Raw genomic sequence first — 15,015 nt, 5'->3', positions numbered from 1 at the left:
GTGACACGACGAACCGACTGGGCCGACCACGAGTACACGTCCCCCGGTGCCCCACGGGGGAGGGGCACCGGGGGCCACCCGGGCTCCGCCGGGGACGGTGAACTGGCCCACGGCACAGGCGGGTACAGGGGCGAGGGAGCATCCGACGGTCCGGACGGGCACCGCGGTCATGGGACACCCGGCCGTGGCTCGCGGAAGCCCGGGACGCGCCGTCGGCGCGGCTTCGGGGAGCCGTCCGGTGAGGACGGGGGCTCCTCCTCCTCGTCGAGGGCCGAGCAGGGGGAGCCTCCAGCGGACCCGGCCGAGCAGGCGCGGGCGATCTGCCTGCGCCTGCTCACCGGGACCCCGCGCACCCGCAAACAGCTCGCGGACGCCCTGCGCAAGCGGGAGATCCCGGACGACGTCGCCGAGGAGGTGCTGTCGCGGTTCGAGGAGGTCGGGCTGATCAACGACAGCGCGTTCGCCGACGCCTGGGTGGAGTCCCGGCACCACGGCCGGGGCCTGGCCCGGCGCGCCCTCGCCAGGGAACTGCGCACCAAGGGCGTCGACTCCGCGCTCATCGACGACGCCGTCGGCCGACTCGACTCCGAGCAGGAGGAGGAGACGGCCCGCGAACTCGTCGCCCGCAAACTCCGCGCCACCCGGGGACTCGACCGCGACAGACGCATCCGCCGCCTCGCCGGCATGCTCGCCCGTAAGGGGTACTCCGAGGGCATGGCCCTCAGAGTCGTCCGGCAGGCCCTGGAGGACGAGGGCGAGGACACGGAGTTCCTGGCGGGCGACGACTTCTGACGGGCGGCCGGATCCGGGGCGGTGCGTGCCGGCGGAGTGGGGTTAACCCCCGGCGAAGACGCCGGACCACCGCAGTGCCCCACGGCCACCGGGTGAACGACGGTGTACGCCATGATGCTGCGCTACGCACTCAAGACCGTCCGCGCCCGCAGGGCCGCCTTCCTCGGAGCCTTTCTCGCCCTGCTGTGCGCGGCCGCACTGATCTCGGCCTGCGGCACCCTCCTCGACACCGGACTGCGCGGCACGATCCGCACCGAGCGTTACGTGGCGGCGCCCGTCGTGGTCTCCGCCGACCAGTACGTCCACCGGACCACCGTCAAGCACAAGCACGGCAAGACCAAGGTCAAGCACAAGGCGAAACCCATCGCCGAACGTGCCTGGCTGCCGGCGGACCTCGCCGTCCGGATCGCCCGCACGCCCGGTGTCGCCCGGGTCGTGCCCGAACTGACCTTCCTCGCACAGCCCTCGACCCCGGCCGGCACAGGAGGCCGTACCGCCTACGGCCACGCCTGGGAGTCCGCCCCGCTCACCCCGTACCGGCTGGTCACCGGTACCGCCCCGCGGGCCGCCACCGACCTGGTCGTCGACCGCGACCTCGCCGCCCGTGCCGGGCTGCGGCCCGGCGACCCGCTCACCGTGCAGTCGACGCAGAGCCCGCGCACCTACCGGATCACCGGAGTCGCCGCCCCGGCCACGGACGTGCGCCACCAAACTTCCCTCTTCTTCTCCGCTGCCGAGGCCCGCAGGCTGGCCGGGCACCCCGGGCAGGTCACCGCGTTCGGCGTGCTGCCCGTGCAGGGCACCGACCCGGGCCGGCTGGCGCAGGCCGTGAAGCGGGCGCTGGCCGGCACCACCGCCCAGGTCTCCACCGGGGACGCGCGCGGCCCCGTGGAGTTCCTCGACGCTGCCGACGCCAGGGTCCGGCTGGTCAGCATGGGCGCCGCCATGGGCGGTACCTCGCTGCTCGTGGCGATCCTGGTGGTCGTCGGTACCTTCGCGCTCACCGTCCAGCAACGCCACCGCGAACTCGCCCTGCTGCGCGCCATCGCCGCCACCCCCGGGCAGATCCGCCGACTGCTGGGCCGGGAGGCGCTGGTCGTCGGCGCCCTGGCCGGCACCCTGGGCGCACTCCTCGGCCTGCCCCTCGGGGCGTGGCTGCAGAGCAGGTTCGTCGCCCTGGGCGCCGTACCCGCCACGCTTCAGCACACCACCGGTGTCTTCCCGCCGTTCTCCGCCCTCGCCGCGACCCTGGCCGGTGCCTGGGGGGCCGCCCGGATCGCCTCCCGGCGAATCAGCCGGATCCGGCCGACCGAGGCACTGGCCGAGTCCAGGATCGAGCCCGCCCGGCTCGCCCCAGGACGGATCGCCGCCGGTCTGCTGCTGCTCGCCGGTGGAGCCGCCCTCGTCCTCCTGCTCACCTCCCTGCGCACCGAGCCCGCGTCGACTCCCGTCACCTTCCTCGCCGTCGTGGTCCTCGCCACCTCCGTCGCACTGCTCGGTCCGCTGCTGGTCAGGGCGGCCGCGCTGCTGCTCGCCGGGCCCCTGCGCCTCACCGGCCACGGCGGCCGGCTCGCCACCGCCAACCTGCGCGGCAACGCCGCCCGGATGGCCTCCGTCGTCACCCCCCTCACCCTGCTCGTCGGCATGACCTGCACCGTGCTGTTCGTCCAGTCGACCCTCGCCGACGCCGCCCGCGCCCAGAGCCGCGCCGGCGTCACCGCCGACTGGGTGGTCGCCGCCCGGGGACCGGGCGTACCGGCCGAGGCGGCACGGCGGTTGCGCGCCCACCACGACGCCGTCACCGAAGTGGTCCGCACGACGGTCCGCGTCGGACTCGACAAGTACCCCGCCCAGGGCGTCACCCCGGAAGGACTCACCCGCACCTGGGACCCCGAGGTCACCGCCGGCTCCCTCGGCCGGCTGACCGACCGCACCGTCGCGGTCAGCGAACTGGCCGCCGGACAGCACCACCTGAGGCCCGGCAGCACTCTGCGAGTCACCCTCGGCGACGGCACGCCCGCCACGCTCACCGTCGCCGCCGTCTACAGCCGGGGTCTCGGCTTCGGCGACCTCACCTTCCCCCACGACCTCGTCGCACACCACGTGGACAACCCGCTCGCCTCCTCCGTCCTGGTCAGCACAGCCCGTACACAAGCACAACTCGCGACTACGCTCCGTAAGTTCCCGGGGCTCGACGTTCTTTCGCCGGCCGCGGCGGACTCCCTCCTGGCCGACCAGCAGCGGGACACCGCCGAGGTCAACTACCTCGCCATGGGGCTGGTCCTGGCCTTCACCGCCATCGCCGTCGTCAACACGCTCGCCATGTCGGTCACCGACCGCGTCCGCGAGTTCGCGCTGCTCAGGCTGGCCGGCGCGACCCGCCGCCAGGTGCTGCGGATGCTGCGCACGGAGGTGCTCTCGGTGCTGACACTGGCCACGGCGCTCGGCAGCGGCATCGCGCTCGCCGTACTGACCGCGTTCAGCGTCGGCATGACGGGACGGGCCGCGCCGACGGTCACGCCGTTGCTGTACGTGACCGTCGTCGCGACCGCCGCGCTGCTCGCCCTGGCGGCCGCGGCCCTGCCCGGACGGGTGGCGCTACGGGTGCCGGCGGTGACGGTGGCGACGGCGAAGGACTGAGGAAGGGCCCTCGGCCCGCCGCTCAGTGGCCGCCGGGGCCGTCCCAGTCGACGAGTTGGACGATGACGCCGTTGGGGTCGGTGACCTGGAAGGCACGCTCGCCCCACGGCTCTTCGCGCAGCGGCATGGTGATAGTGACGCCCTCGGCGGTCAGGCGGGCCAGTTCGGCTTCCAGGTTGTCGACCACGAAGGCGAGGATCACCCCGTCGGCGTGGTCCGGGTGACCGGGAGTCCCGCCGCCTTCCAGGCCTGGAAGCCGCCGATCAGGTCCGTCGCGCGGTGCAGGCCGAGTTGGTGGAGGGAGGCGGCGGCCAGGCTGGAGGCGTAGCCCTCGTTGCAGATCACGACGATGCGCAGGCCGTGGCCGGTGGCCTCGGGGACCTTGTGGCTGCCCTGGGGGTCCAGGCGCCACTCCAGTTCGTTGCGCTCGATGACGAGGGCGCCCGGGATCAGCCCGTCGCGCTCCCGCAGCGCCGCGTACCGGATGTCGACGAGCAGGGCCTCGCCGGCCCGGGCCGCGTCGTGCGCCTCCTGCGCCCCGACGCGCCGGTAGCCGGTCCGTACCCGCTCCAGCAATTCGTCTATTCCGGTCGGTTGTTGCTCCGGGCCGCTCACTGCCAGTCCTCCGGGCGCTCGACCTGCTCCAGGCGCAGCACCTGGCCGCTGCGGCTGTAGCGGCGGATCCGGGGCAGCGGCGGGTAGTAGGCGTGGACTGAGATCGCGTGGTGCTCGGTGGACTCGTTGAGCACCTCGTGGACGTGGTCACGCCCGAAGGAGCGGCCCTTCCCGGCCGGCAGCCGGCGCTCGCGGTCGACGCCCTCGGAGAGCTCCAGGGTCCGCCAGCCGTCGGTGGGCAGCCGGGTGGCGAGCGAGTGCTCCTTGAGCTCACCGGCCGCCGTGAGGAAGGCGCCGACCGACTCGGCGTGGTCGTGCCAGCCGGTGCCGGTGCCGGGCGGCCAGCCGATCAGCCAGGCCTCGCTGCCGCCGGGGCCGTCGAGCCGGATCCAGGTGCGGCCCTCTGGGTCCAGCGGGAGTGAGGCGATCAGCTCGGTGTCGGCGGCCGTACGCCGGACGAAGTCGAGGAGGTCCGCCTGAGTGGGCGCGTCGAGGGGCGCGGCGGCGGAAGCGGAAACGGAGGAGGAGAGGGAGGCAGACACGTGCACCGTTCCTGATGAGAGTTCGCAGAACAGGGCGCAGACGGCGCCCGGAGAGAGGGAGATGCGAAGTCAGCAGGACGGAAGACACACGCAGCCCGCATAGCGGACCAGGTCCACATGGACCTTCCGCCACAGGCGCACAGTCGTGTCGTTCACGATGCGGAGTACACCATGCCGGTGCGGGTCGGTCAACTCACTGTCACATGGTGGACCGCAGGGTGACCGCGGTCACCGCGCGGGGGAACCGGACCGGGTGTCGGCCTCCGTTTCCGTCCTGTCCGTTGCGGTCCTCTCCGTCCCGGCCCTCTCGGTTCCGGTCCTCTCGGTTCCGGTCCTCTCGGTTCCGGTCCTCTCCGTTCCGGCCCTCTCCGGTTTCGTCCTCTCCTTTTCCGGCCTGTCCTTGTCCTTGCCGCCCAGGGTCGCCTCGGCGGCCGCGTACAGATCGGCCGGCCGTACCCCGTTGAGGGCGGTGACCAGGTGGCCGTCGGGGCGCACGAGCAGCACGGTGTGCGCCGGGGCGCCGGGGTAGGCCTCGGCGACCAGCAGTTCGGCCGGGTGCGGCAGCGCGGTCACGGCCGCCGCGAGCCGGGGCATGATCCCGGCGGAGACCCAGTGCTTGCGGTCCCACACGCCCGTACCGGGAGCGACGAGGACCACCAGCAGCGCACCGCGGCCCAGTCGCGAACGCAGCGGCACGAAGGTCCCGTCCTCCGCCGTGACCCGGACGTCGGTGACCGGCGCGCCCGGCGGGGTGTCGACCGGGATCTCGTGCTCCAGCTGCCGGGGCGCGAGAGGCGAGTCGGCGTACGCCCCCGGCGCACCGAGCGCGCCGTGTCCCAGGTGACCGTCGGTGAGGAGCGCGTCGTGCCCCCGGGACGCGCCGGGCACGAACCCGCGCAACCCCCGGCCGCCGCGCAGCACCGGCAGGACCTGGTCGGCGGCGCGCAGCCGGGCCGCGACCGCCGTGCGGCGCTCGGTCTGGTAGCTGTCCAGCAGCGCCTCGTGCGGACCGTGGTGCCAGGCCGGGGCCAGCTTCCAGGCGAGGTTGTCGACGTCCCGCAGTCCCTCGTCCAGCCCGTGGGTGCCGAGCGCGCCGAGCAGGTGGGCCGCGTCCCCGGCGACGAACACCCGGCCCACCCGCCACCGGCGGGCGAGCCGGTGGTGCACGGTGTGGACCCCGGTGTCCAGCAGGTCGTACGGCGGTGTGGTGCCGCCCGTCCAGCCCGCGAGCGTCTCGCGGATCCGGTTGACGAGGAGCTCGGGCGTCACCAGGTCCTTGCCGGGCGGCAGCAGCCAGTCCAGGCGCCAGACGCCGTCCGGGAGGGGGCGGGCGGTCACCTCCCCGGCCGAGGGCCCGGACATCCGCCACGGCGGTGTCCGATGGAGCAACGCCTGACCGGGCCACGGAAGTTCCGCGCGCAGCGCGGCGACCGCGTGCCGCTCCACCGCGGTGCGGCCCGGGAAGCGGATGTCCAGGAGCTTGCGCACGGTCGACCGCGGGCCGTCGCAGCCGACCAGGTAGCTGCCGCGCCACCAGGTGCCCCTGGGGCCACGGGTGTGCGCAGTGACGCCGGAGCGTTCCTGCTCGACGCTGTCGAGGCGGCTGTCGGTGGCGACCTTGACCAGCGGTTCGTCGGCGATCGCGGTGCGCAGGGCGTTCGTCAGCACGTGCTGGGCGATGTGCAGCGGTGACGGCTCGGTGGCGTCGTCGAAGAGCACCTCGCGCATCATCTGCCGGCGGCGCATCGACCGCCATCCGGTCCAGCGGGCCCCCAGCTCGTCCAGCGGGGCCCCGCTCAGCCGGGTCATCAGGGCGGCGGTGTCCTCGGGCAGCACCACGGTGCGCGCCGGCCGGGGCTCGTCCTTGCCCGGCCCCTCGTCCAGGACGACGGACGGCACCTCCTGACGGGCCAGTGCCAGGGCGAGCGTGAGCCCGACGGGCCCCGCTCCGACGATGATCACCGGGTCCACGGCGCGGCGCCCCCTGCCCGTACGCAAGTCCCGGCGGACATGGATGAACAGATTGTTGGAGCAGGGTGCACGATCACAGAACGTATGCAACAGACTGGGCGCCAGCGGGTCAAGCGGCGCACCCGGGGACACGTCAGCATGGCGGGCGCGCGCGGGCCCCGTCGGGTCGGCGGAACGCGGCGGAGGCGACGACCGTACGGTCGTCGCCTCCCTGCCCGGTGCGGGTCGGCTCACGGTCGGATTCCGGAGCCGCGGTCGCCGCCGACGCGGCTTCTGGTTTCGACCGACGGCCGCCACCGCGCGTGCCGTACGTCGGCGGTGGAATCCGTCACCATTCTTGGCGGCGCCGAACTGGGCTTTTGATTGTTTTTCGTGTAGCCGCGTTTATCGTTTATGCGGGACGGTGCCTTTGTGGGGCGGTATCAGCACTTGTAGATGCCGATGAAGTAGCCGGACAGTCCCTGCTGGAACTTGATGCTGTCCTTCTTCCCGGCGGGCACGGAGAAACAGTCCTCCGTCACGGTGCCGTTGTGGTCCTCGATGTGCGCCGCGGCGCGCACCGTGTAGTTGCAGTGGTTGTTGTAGTAGACGGTCGTGGTGACGCTTCCGGGGTGGTAGTCGAAGTTCACGCGCTGCGAACTGTTGTCACAGCCCCAGGAGTTCTTCGCCGCCGGCCCGTCGAACGCCTGGGCGCTCCCGCTGAAGACGGGAACCGAAAGGGCGACAGCCAGAGCGACCATTCCGGCCTTGGAGAATGCGTTCCGCATGTTTTTTCCGTTCCTATGGGGGGGTTACATGAGGAATGTTTTCATTCTTGACATGGCCGGGGCAATGATATTGAGCGAGATTTGAGCTTGTTGATCTTGCTGGAATTCGTAATTCCGCTTGAGGGGGAAACGAAGAGAGGCAGTGGCATGCGCCACTGCCTCTCTTCGTTTCCCCCTCAAGCGACGCCGCGTCAGGTGCTCCCACCGACCGCGTCGGCGCCGAAGCCGCCACGGACCTCACCCGCGTTCAGTTCGTCGACCTTCTCCACGCCCAGGACCGCGCCCGTGCTGCGCTTGCTGCGCCGCAGCCTGCGCTCCAGCTGGCTCGCGAAGCTGGTCAGGAGGAAGTTCAGCACGATGTACATGGCCGCGACCACGAAGAAGCTCGGGATCACGTTGGCGTAGTTCGCCGCGAGCGTGCCGCGTGAGTTGAGCAGCTCGGTGAAACCGATCATCACGCCGCCGAGCGCGGTGTCCTTCACGATCACCACCAGCTGGCTGACGATCGCCGGAAGCATCGCCGTGACCGCCTGCGGGAGCAGGATGCTGCTCATCGTCTGGCTCTTGCGCAGTCCGATGGCGTAAGCGGCCTCCGTCTGTCCCCGGGGCAGCGAGAGGATGCCGGCCCTGACGACCTCGGCGAGGACGGCCGCGTTGTAGAGCACCAGGCCGGTGATGACCGCGTACAGGGGGCGGTCCTCACTGGAGACGTCCGTGGAGCGCGCGTAGAACTCGTTGGCGAAGAGCATCAGCAGCAGTACCGGGATGGCCCGGAAGAACTCCACCACCGTGCCGGACACGCCCCGCACCCACCGGTGGTCGGACAACCGGCCCATCCCCAAGGCCGCGCCCAGGGGAAGGGCGATCACCATGGCGAGTGATGCGGCCTTCAAGGTGTTGACGAGGCCGGGGAGCAGATAGGTCGTCCAGGCCTCGGACTCGACGAACGGCTTCCACAGGGCGGAGGCGAACTGGCCCTTCTCATCCATCTTCTGCCATGCCCACCACAGGAGCAGAGCGAGCAGAACCGAGAAGACCACCGTGAGGAGGAGGTTGCGCCGCTTCGCGCGGGGGCCGGGAGTGTCGTAGAGGACGGAGCTCATCGCTTCACCGCCAGTCGCTTGCCCAGCCGGCCCAGCAACAGGCCGGTCGGCAGGGTCAGTACCACGAACCCGAACGCGAAGACCGCGCCGATGAGCAGCGTCTGTGCCTCGTTCTCGATCATCGTCTTCATCAGGTACGCGGCCTCGGCGACGCCGATCGCCGCCGCGACCGTGGTGTTCTTGGTCAGCGCGATCAGGACGTTGGCCAGCGGTCCGATCACCGAGCGGAACGCCTGCGGCAGCACCACCAGCGTGAGGGTCTGGCTGAAGCTCAGACCGATGGCCCGGGCCGCCTCCGCCTGTCCCAGCGGCACCGTGTTGATACCGGAGCGCACCGCCTCACAGACGAACGCCGCGGTGTAGGCCACCAGGCCGAGCACGGCGAGCCGGAAACCCTGGACCTTGAAGTCGTCGGTGCCCATGGTGGCCCCGAAGATGTCGGCGAGGCCGAGCGAACTGAAGAGGATGATCACCGTCAGAGGGATGTTCCGGACGACGTTGACGTAGACGGTGCCGAAGCCGCGCAGCAGGGGGACCGGGCTTACCCGCATCGCGGCCAGCACGGTGCCCCAGACCAGGGAGCCGACGGCGGAGAGGACGGTCAGTTCCACCGTCGTCCAGAACGCCCCTAGGACGTCGTAGCCTTGAAGAAAGTCGAACACGATTTCCCGCGCTTCCGGGTGTGTGGCGTACGTGGAGGGCAGGGCGCGCCGCCGCCGGAGAGCGGTGGCCACGGCGCGCCCGAGGAACCGTGCGAGGGCCTGCCGGATCCCCGCGGCGGCGGAAGTCCGCGACCCGCGCGGGCTTCCACCGTGCGTGGCGCCTTACTTGACGATGACGCCGATCTTCGGGGCGGGCTCGTTCTTGTAGCCGGCGGGGCCGAAGTTCTTGTCGACGGCCTTCTGCCAGGAGCCGTCGGAGACCATCTTCTCCAGCGCCTTGTTGATCTTGTCGACGGTCGCGGAGTCGCCCTTCTTGACGCCGACGCCGTAGTTCTCGTTGCTCAGCTTCAGGCCGGCAAGCTTGAACTTGCCCTTGTACTGGTCCTGCGCGGCGAAACCGGCCAGGATCGAGTCGTCGGTGGTCACCGCGTCGACGGCACCGCTCTGCAGGCCGGCGATGCACTCCGAGTAGGAGCTCAACTCCTTGAGCTTCGCCTGCGGGGCGATCGACTTCTGTACGTTCTGCGCCGACGTCGAGCCGGTCACGGAACACAACTTCCTGCCGTTGAGGTCCGTGCCCTTGGAGATGTCCGAGCCGGTCTTGACCAGCAGGTCCTGGTGGGCCAGCAGGTAGGGCCCCGCGAAGTCCACCTTCTGCTTGCGCTCGTCGGTGATCGAGTAGGTCGCCGCGATGAACTTCACGTCGCCGCGCGCGAGCGCGTTCTCGCGGTCGGCGCTCTTGGTCTCGACCCACTCGATCTTGTCGGGGGCGTAGCCGAGCTGCTTGGCCACGTAGGTCGCCACGTCCACGTCGAAGCCGGCGTAGGAGCCGTCCGGCTTCTTGAGGCCCAGACCGGGCTGGTCGAACTTGATCCCGATCTTGATCGTGCCGCCGCCCGACGAACCGCTGTCCTTCTTGTCGCCGCCGCACGCGGTGGCGGACAGGGCGAGGGCGAGCACGGCGGCGGAGACGGCGGTGACCTTGCGGAGCTGCATGATGAACGTCCTTAAGAAGTGATGAGAGGGTGCTGGATCGCCGTGCGGGTCAGTGGTGCAGGATCTTCGACAGGAAGTCCTTGGCCCGGTCGCTGCGCGGGTTGCTGAAGAACTGGTCGGGGGTGGCCTCTTCGACGATCCGGCCGTCGGCCATGAAGACCACCCGGTTCGCCGCCGAGCGGGCGAAACCCATCTCGTGGGTGACCACGACCATCGTCATGCCGTCCCGGGCCAGCTGCTGCATGACCTCCAGGACCTCGTTGATCATCTCGGGGTCGAGGGCCGAGGTCGGCTCGTCGAAGAGCATCACCTTCGGGTCCATCGCCAGCGCCCGGGCGATGGCGACGCGTTGCTGCTGGCCGCCGGAGAGCTGTGCGGGGTACTTGTCGGCCTGGGTGCCCACGCCGACCCGGTCGAGCAGCGCGCGGGCCTTCTCCTCGGCCTGCTTCTTGTCCGTCCTGCGGACCTTGAGCTGCCCGAGCATCACGTTCTCGAGCACCGTCTTGTGCGCGAAGAGGTTGAAGGACTGGAAGACCATCCCGACGTCGGCGCGCAGCCGGGCCAGCTCCCTGCCCTCCTGGGGCAGCGGCCTGCCGTCGATGGTGATCGTTCCGGAGTCGATGGTCTCCAGGCGGTTGATGGTGCGGCACAGGGTGGACTTGCCGGACCCGGAGGGGCCGATCACCACGACGACCTCACCGCGGCCGATCGTCAGTTCGATGTCCTGGAGCACGTGCAACGCGCCGAAGTGCTTGTTGACGCTCTTCAGGACGACCAGTTCGCCGGTCGCGGCCTTGTCTTCCTCGGCCACCGATACTTCGGTCATCGCTATCGGGCTCCGTCCTCCTCGGTTTCGGAGGAATGTAATGAGGGCGCATGACCAGCGTCATTACATCTGAGCGAGATCTGAGCATCACGATCCGATAGCATTCGGACACATGTCGTAGCAGGGCCGACCCGGCCGTATATCGGCCGCGTAACGGAACCCGCCCACCGCCGGAACCCCCTTGACGCCGCCCGCGTCCATCAGCGTGACTGCCCTGATGCACGCACGCGTGCGCGTACGTTCACTGCAGCCGGAGGGGGCCGGGATGAGACTGCTGCTCGTCGAGGACGACAACCACGTCGCCGCCGCACTCTCCGCGGTCCTGGCCCGGCACGGATTCTCCGTCACCCACGCGCGCAGCGGCGAGGAGGCGCTCAAGGCCCTCGTGCCCGACAGCGACGCCTACGACGTCGTCCTGCTCGACCTCGGCCTGCCCGACCAGGACGGCTACGAGGTCTGCGGCAAGATCCGCAAGCGCACCGGCACCCCGGTGATCATGGTGACCGCCCGCTCCGACGTCCGCTCCCGCATCCACGGCCTCAACCTCGGCGCCGACGACTACGTGGTGAAGCCGTACGACACCGGGGAACTGCTCGCCCGGATCCACGCCGTCAGCCGGCGCACCCACCACGACGACGGCCAGGCCGGCAGGGAAGGCGACAGCGCGCTGCGGCTCGGCCCGGTCCGCATCGAACTGCCCACCCGCCAGGTCAGCGTGGACGGCACGGTCGTCCAGCTCACCCGCAAGGAGTTCGACCTGCTGGCACTGCTCGCCCAGCGGCCCGGCGTGGTGTTCCGCCGGGAGCAGATCATCAGCGAGGTGTGGCGCACCAGCTGGGAGGGGACCGGTCGCACCCTGGAGGTCCATGTCGCCTCCCTGCGCGCCAAGCTGCGCATGCCCGCCCTCATCGAGACGGTACGCGGCGTCGGCTACCGGCTCGTCGCCCCGGCCGCGTAGCGGGGACGGGTGCGCACACGTCTCCTCCCGCTGCTCATCGTCCTGCTGGCGGCCGTGCTGCTCGCGCTCGGCGTCCCGCTCGCCGTCAGCACGGCCTCCGCCCAGCAGCAGAAGGTCGTCGTCGACCGGATCGACGACACCGCGCGGTTCGCGGCCCTCGCCCAGTTCGTCACCGACGCGCCCACCACCGCCCGCCCCATGCGTACCGACGACCGGCTGGAGACCCTGCGCCGCGAACTCGCCAGCTACTACGGCGTCTACGGCATCCGCGCGGGCGTCTTCTACCGCAACGCGTCCTCCATGGCCAACGCCCCCGACGACTGGGTGCTGCCGACGACGGGCGAGGTCAGGGAAGCGTTCGACGAGGCGCTCCTGAGCCGTCGCAGCCACGATCCCGCGCAGGTGTGGCCCTGGCAGCGCACCCGGCTGGTGGTGGCCTCCCCGGTCATCCGGGACGGCGACGTCGTCGCCGTCGTGGTCACCGACTCGCCCACCGGCCAGATGCGCTCCCGCACCCTGCGCGGCTGGCTGTTCATCGGCGCCGGCGAGTTCGCCGCGATGCTGCTCGCCGTCGGCGCCGCGCTCAGGCTGACCGGCTGGGTGCTGCGGCCGGTGCGGATCCTGGACGCCACCACGCACGCGATCGCCAGCGGGCGGCTGAAGTCCCGGGTCGCGGCGGCCGGCGGCCCGCCGGAACTCAGACGGCTGGCCCGGGCGTTCAACGAGATGGCGGACAACGTCGAGGACGTGCTGGAGCAGCAGCGGGCGTTCGTCGCCGACGCTTCCCACCAACTGCGCAACCCGCTCGCCGCACTGCTGCTCCGCATCGAACTGCTCGCCCTCGAACTCCCCGAGGGCAACGAGGAGATCGCCTCCGTCCGCACCGAGGGCAAGCGGCTCGCCCAGGTCCTGGACGACCTGCTCGACCTGGCGCTGGCCGAGCACGCCGAGGCGGATCTGATGCTGACCGACGTGGGGCAGCTGACCCGGGAGCGGGTCGCCGCGTGGGCGCCGGCCGCCGCGGCGCAGGGCGTCCGGCTGGCCGGTGACTGCCCGCCGGCCACCGGGTGGGCCGACCCCGTCACACTGTCCAGCGCACTGGACGCGGTGATCGACAACGCGGTGAAGTTCACGCCGGAGGGGGGCGTGGTCGAGGTGGCGGTGGCCGTCGACGGCGGGGCCGCGAAGGTCGTGGTCACCGACACGGGGCCGGGGCTTACCGACGAGGAACTCGCGCGCGTGGGGGACCGGTTCTGGCGCAGCGGACGGCACCAGAACGTGAAGGGGTCGGGGCTGGGGCTGTCGATCACCCGGGCGCTGCTCGCGGCGGGCGGGGGTTCGCTGTCGTTCGAGCACCATGAGCCACGGGGGTTGCGGGTGACCGTTTCGGTGCCGCGGGGAGAGTGACCCGCTCGTCGGGCACCGCCCCGCGGCACCCAGAGCACCGGCGCGCTCCCGTCAGGGTTTCACCGAGCGGTAGTAGCGGCGTGCGCCCTCCTGCAGGGGCAGGGGGTCCGTGTAGATCGCGGTGCGCAGGTCCACCAGTTGGGCGGAGTGGACGTGGTTGCCGATGTCGTCCCGGCTCTTGATCACCGTGCGGGTCACCCACTCCGTGAGGCGCGGGTCCACGTCCTTGCGGGTGATCAGGACGTTGGACACCGCGATCGTCGCCACCGGGGTGTTCTCCTGCACGACCGGGTACGCCGACTCGGGCATGTTGGTCGCCCGGTAGTAGAGCGCGGCCTCGCCCTCGGAGTGCAGCCTGGTGACGAGGTCCCCGTCGATCGGGACGAACGTGAACGGGTAACGCTTCGCCAGGTCCACGAGCCCCTTGGTCGGCAGCCCGCCCGACCAGAAGAACGCGTCGATCCTTTTCTGCCGCAGCTGGTCGGGGCCGGTGTCTATGCCGTCGGACACCGGGGTGATGTCCTTCGCCGGGTCGATCCCGGCGGCCTTGAGCACCCGGTTGGCGATGAGCCGCACACCCGAGTTGGGCAGCCCGATCGCGACCCGCTTGTGCCGCAGCTGCGCGACGTCGGTGATGCCCGAGTCACGCGCCACGACGAGCTGGACGTAGTCGTCGTAGAGCCGTGCCACGCCGCGCAGCCGGCCGGCGCCCCTGCCGTCGTTCAGTTCGTACGTCTTCACCGCGTCGGCCGCCGCGATGGTGAAGTCGGCCTGGCCGGTGGCCACCCGGCGTACGTTCTCGTACGAGCCGGCGCTCTGCACCAGCTTCACCTTCAGCCCGGGCATGTCCTTGCCCAGCTCGGTGCGCAGCCGTTCGCCGTAGTCCTGGTACACCCCGGCCAGGGTGCCCGTGCTGAAGGTGATCGTCCCGGTCGGCGGCTCCTCGCCGAGCGGCAGCAGCCACCACAGCAGCAGCCCGAACACGACGGCGCCGGCGGCCGCGCCCTGGAGCGCGCGGCGCCTGCCGATACGGGGGAACACCTTGGACATGCGGGCGATCCTGCCAGCAGGTCACGGTTCTGACCAGGCCCGGGGGAACCGGCGGCGGACCGGGACCGCCCGCGGCGCGGAGGACCGGGACTGGCGGTGGCGCTACGGAACGGGACTGTCCGTGGCGGACGCTAGAGTCGTCCGCATGACCAGCCCCACCCCGGCCGACCCTCCGACCAGCACCTCGCCCGCCCGGCTCGTCAGGGAGTTCCACCGCGCCTTCGGCCTGGACGCCCGCACCACTCCGACCGAGGTGTCCCCCGAACTGGCCGCGCACCGTGGGGAGCTGCTCGCCGAGGAAGCCGCGGAGGTCGCCGAGGTCGCGGTCGCCGGGCCGCTGGACCGGCTCGCGCACGAACTGGCCGACGTCGTCTACGTGGCGTACGGCACGGCACTGGTGCACGGGATCGACCTCGACGCGGTGCTCGCCGAGATCCACCGCTCGAACATGAGCAAGCTGGGTCCGGACGGTCAGGTCGCCCGACGGGCCGACGGCAAGGTCCTCAAGGGGGCGCACTACCGGGCCCCGGACGTCTCGGCGGTGCTGCGCAGCCAGGGCTGGACCCCGGACGACGAGCACCGACCGCAGCCCTAGGGCGTGTTGCGAAAGTCCCGCCTGCCGCGCGACGCCATGCACGCTCCCCCAGCCTTCGGCCGGGGGGACCCCCACTCGCCGCACCGGGCCC

At 71.3% G+C, this 15,015-nt stretch carries 15 protein-coding genes and 1 pseudogene; 5 read left to right on the top strand and 11 right to left on the bottom strand.

Annotated features, from left to right (window positions below):
- Both recX and AB0G52_RS38095 read left to right on the top strand, forming a co-directional pair.
- Positions 1-792, top strand: a complete 792-nt coding sequence (gene recX / locus AB0G52_RS38100) for a recombination regulator RecX (protein ID WP_132894352.1) — start codon at positions 1-3, stop codon at positions 790-792.
- 111 nt (positions 793-903) lie between these two features.
- The gene (locus AB0G52_RS38095; protein ID WP_361343462.1) at positions 904-3,432 is read left to right on the top strand and encodes an ABC transporter permease; all 2,529 of its coding nucleotides are present in this window, start codon (positions 904-906) and stop codon (positions 3,430-3,432) included.
- Between the two features lie 22 nt (positions 3,433-3,454).
- Here the strand turns inward: AB0G52_RS38095 and AB0G52_RS38090 are convergent.
- From AB0G52_RS38090 to AB0G52_RS38045, 10 genes and pseudogenes are all read right to left on the bottom strand, one after another.
- Positions 3,455-3,646 (bottom strand): annotated as a pseudogene (locus tag AB0G52_RS38090) (VOC family protein); the annotation flags it as partial.
- Positions 3,631-4,047: a rhodanese-like domain-containing protein gene (locus AB0G52_RS38085; protein WP_132894348.1), complete on the bottom strand. Its 417-nt coding sequence runs from the start codon at positions 4,045-4,047 to the stop codon at positions 3,631-3,633. The gene AB0G52_RS38085 and the pseudogene AB0G52_RS38090, both read right to left, overlap by 16 nt.
- Positions 4,044-4,595 (bottom strand): cysteine dioxygenase, encoded by a 552-nt coding sequence (locus AB0G52_RS38080; RefSeq protein WP_132894347.1) that lies wholly within the window; start codon positions 4,593-4,595, stop codon positions 4,044-4,046. Before AB0G52_RS38080 ends, AB0G52_RS38085 begins: the two co-directional genes overlap by 4 nt.
- Before the next feature lie 63 nt (positions 4,596-4,658).
- The gene (locus AB0G52_RS38075; protein WP_311737274.1) at positions 4,659-4,730 is read right to left on the bottom strand and encodes a putative leader peptide; all 72 of its coding nucleotides are present in this window, start codon (positions 4,728-4,730) and stop codon (positions 4,659-4,661) included.
- Positions 4,731-4,817: 87 nt separating this feature from the next.
- On the bottom strand, positions 4,818-6,560 hold the full coding sequence (locus AB0G52_RS38070) for an FAD-dependent monooxygenase (RefSeq protein ID WP_361343458.1): 1,743 nt from the start codon (positions 6,558-6,560) through the stop codon (positions 4,818-4,820).
- A 422-nt stretch (positions 6,561-6,982) separates the two neighbouring features.
- Positions 6,983-7,327 carry a hypothetical protein gene (locus AB0G52_RS38065; RefSeq protein ID WP_132894343.1) on the bottom strand — a complete coding sequence of 115 codons (345 nt, stop codon included), beginning with the start codon at positions 7,325-7,327 and terminating at the stop codon, positions 6,983-6,985.
- A 191-nt stretch (positions 7,328-7,518) separates the two neighbouring features.
- Positions 7,519-8,430, bottom strand: coding sequence for an amino acid ABC transporter permease (locus AB0G52_RS38060; protein WP_132894341.1), 912 nt, complete (start codon positions 8,428-8,430; stop codon positions 7,519-7,521).
- Positions 8,427-9,092, bottom strand: a complete 666-nt coding sequence (locus AB0G52_RS38055) for an amino acid ABC transporter permease (protein WP_132894339.1) — start codon at positions 9,090-9,092, stop codon at positions 8,427-8,429. The genes AB0G52_RS38060 and AB0G52_RS38055 overlap by 4 nt, the downstream gene beginning before the upstream one ends.
- A 162-nt stretch (positions 9,093-9,254) precedes the next feature.
- Positions 9,255-10,088, bottom strand: coding sequence for a glutamate ABC transporter substrate-binding protein (locus AB0G52_RS38050; protein ID WP_361343454.1), 834 nt, complete (start codon positions 10,086-10,088; stop codon positions 9,255-9,257).
- Between the two features lie 49 nt (positions 10,089-10,137).
- A complete protein-coding gene (locus AB0G52_RS38045) occupies positions 10,138-10,914 on the bottom strand; it encodes an amino acid ABC transporter ATP-binding protein (protein ID WP_132894335.1) in 777 nt (258 codons plus the stop codon).
- A gap of 265 nt (positions 10,915-11,179) precedes the next feature.
- Between AB0G52_RS38045 and AB0G52_RS38040 the strand changes: the two genes are divergently transcribed.
- Together AB0G52_RS38040 and AB0G52_RS38035 are read left to right on the top strand one after the other, a co-directional pair.
- Entirely contained in the window at positions 11,180-11,872 is a 693-nt protein-coding gene (locus AB0G52_RS38040; protein ID WP_361343450.1) for a response regulator transcription factor, read from the top strand.
- A gap of 9 nt (positions 11,873-11,881) precedes the next feature.
- Positions 11,882-13,279: a HAMP domain-containing sensor histidine kinase gene (locus tag AB0G52_RS38035; protein WP_132894332.1), complete on the top strand. Its 1,398-nt coding sequence runs from the start codon at positions 11,882-11,884 to the stop codon at positions 13,277-13,279.
- A 51-nt stretch (positions 13,280-13,330) separates the two neighbouring features.
- Here AB0G52_RS38035 and AB0G52_RS38030 read toward each other — a convergent pair whose 3' ends face one another.
- A complete protein-coding gene (locus AB0G52_RS38030) occupies positions 13,331-14,329 on the bottom strand; it encodes a TAXI family TRAP transporter solute-binding subunit (RefSeq protein ID WP_132894330.1) in 999 nt (332 codons plus the stop codon).
- A 145-nt stretch (positions 14,330-14,474) separates the two neighbouring features.
- On the opposite strand from AB0G52_RS38030, the gene AB0G52_RS38025 reads away from it, so the two are divergent.
- The gene (locus tag AB0G52_RS38025) at positions 14,475-14,924 is read left to right on the top strand and encodes a MazG nucleotide pyrophosphohydrolase domain-containing protein (RefSeq protein WP_132894328.1); all 450 of its coding nucleotides are present in this window, start codon (positions 14,475-14,477) and stop codon (positions 14,922-14,924) included.
- The last annotated feature ends 91 nt before the right edge of the window (positions 14,925-15,015 follow it).

It is taken from the genome of Streptomyces sp. NPDC021562 (assembly GCF_040640875.1).
Taxonomy (GTDB): Bacteria; Actinomycetota; Actinomycetes; order Streptomycetales; family Streptomycetaceae; genus Streptomyces.
Note: the sequence above shows the minus strand (reverse complement) of the source record. Positions and strands in the feature narration are given on the sequence as shown.

Bases quoted from the DNA above. Each gene is read 5' to 3' on its own strand.
- AB0G52_RS38095 (WP_361343462.1), top strand. From the start codon at position 904: ATGATGCTGCGCTACGCACTCAAGACCGTCCGCGCCCGCAGGGCCGCC.
- AB0G52_RS38065 (WP_132894343.1), bottom strand. From the start codon at position 7,327: ATGCGGAACGCATTCTCCAAGGCCGGAATGGTCGCTCTGGCTGTCGCC.
- AB0G52_RS38060 (WP_132894341.1), bottom strand. From the start codon at position 8,430: ATGAGCTCCGTCCTCTACGACACTCCCGGCCCCCGCGCGAAGCGGCGC.
- AB0G52_RS38050 (WP_361343454.1), bottom strand. From the start codon at position 10,088: ATGCAGCTCCGCAAGGTCACCGCCGTCTCCGCCGCCGTGCTCGCCCTC.
- AB0G52_RS38045 (WP_132894335.1), bottom strand. From the start codon at position 10,914: ATGACCGAAGTATCGGTGGCCGAGGAAGACAAGGCCGCGACCGGCGAA.
- AB0G52_RS38040 (WP_361343450.1), top strand. From the start codon at position 11,180: ATGAGACTGCTGCTCGTCGAGGACGACAACCACGTCGCCGCCGCACTC.
- AB0G52_RS38030 (WP_132894330.1), bottom strand. From the start codon at position 14,329: ATGTCCAAGGTGTTCCCCCGTATCGGCAGGCGCCGCGCGCTCCAGGGC.
- AB0G52_RS38025 (WP_132894328.1), top strand. From the start codon at position 14,475: ATGACCAGCCCCACCCCGGCCGACCCTCCGACCAGCACCTCGCCCGCC.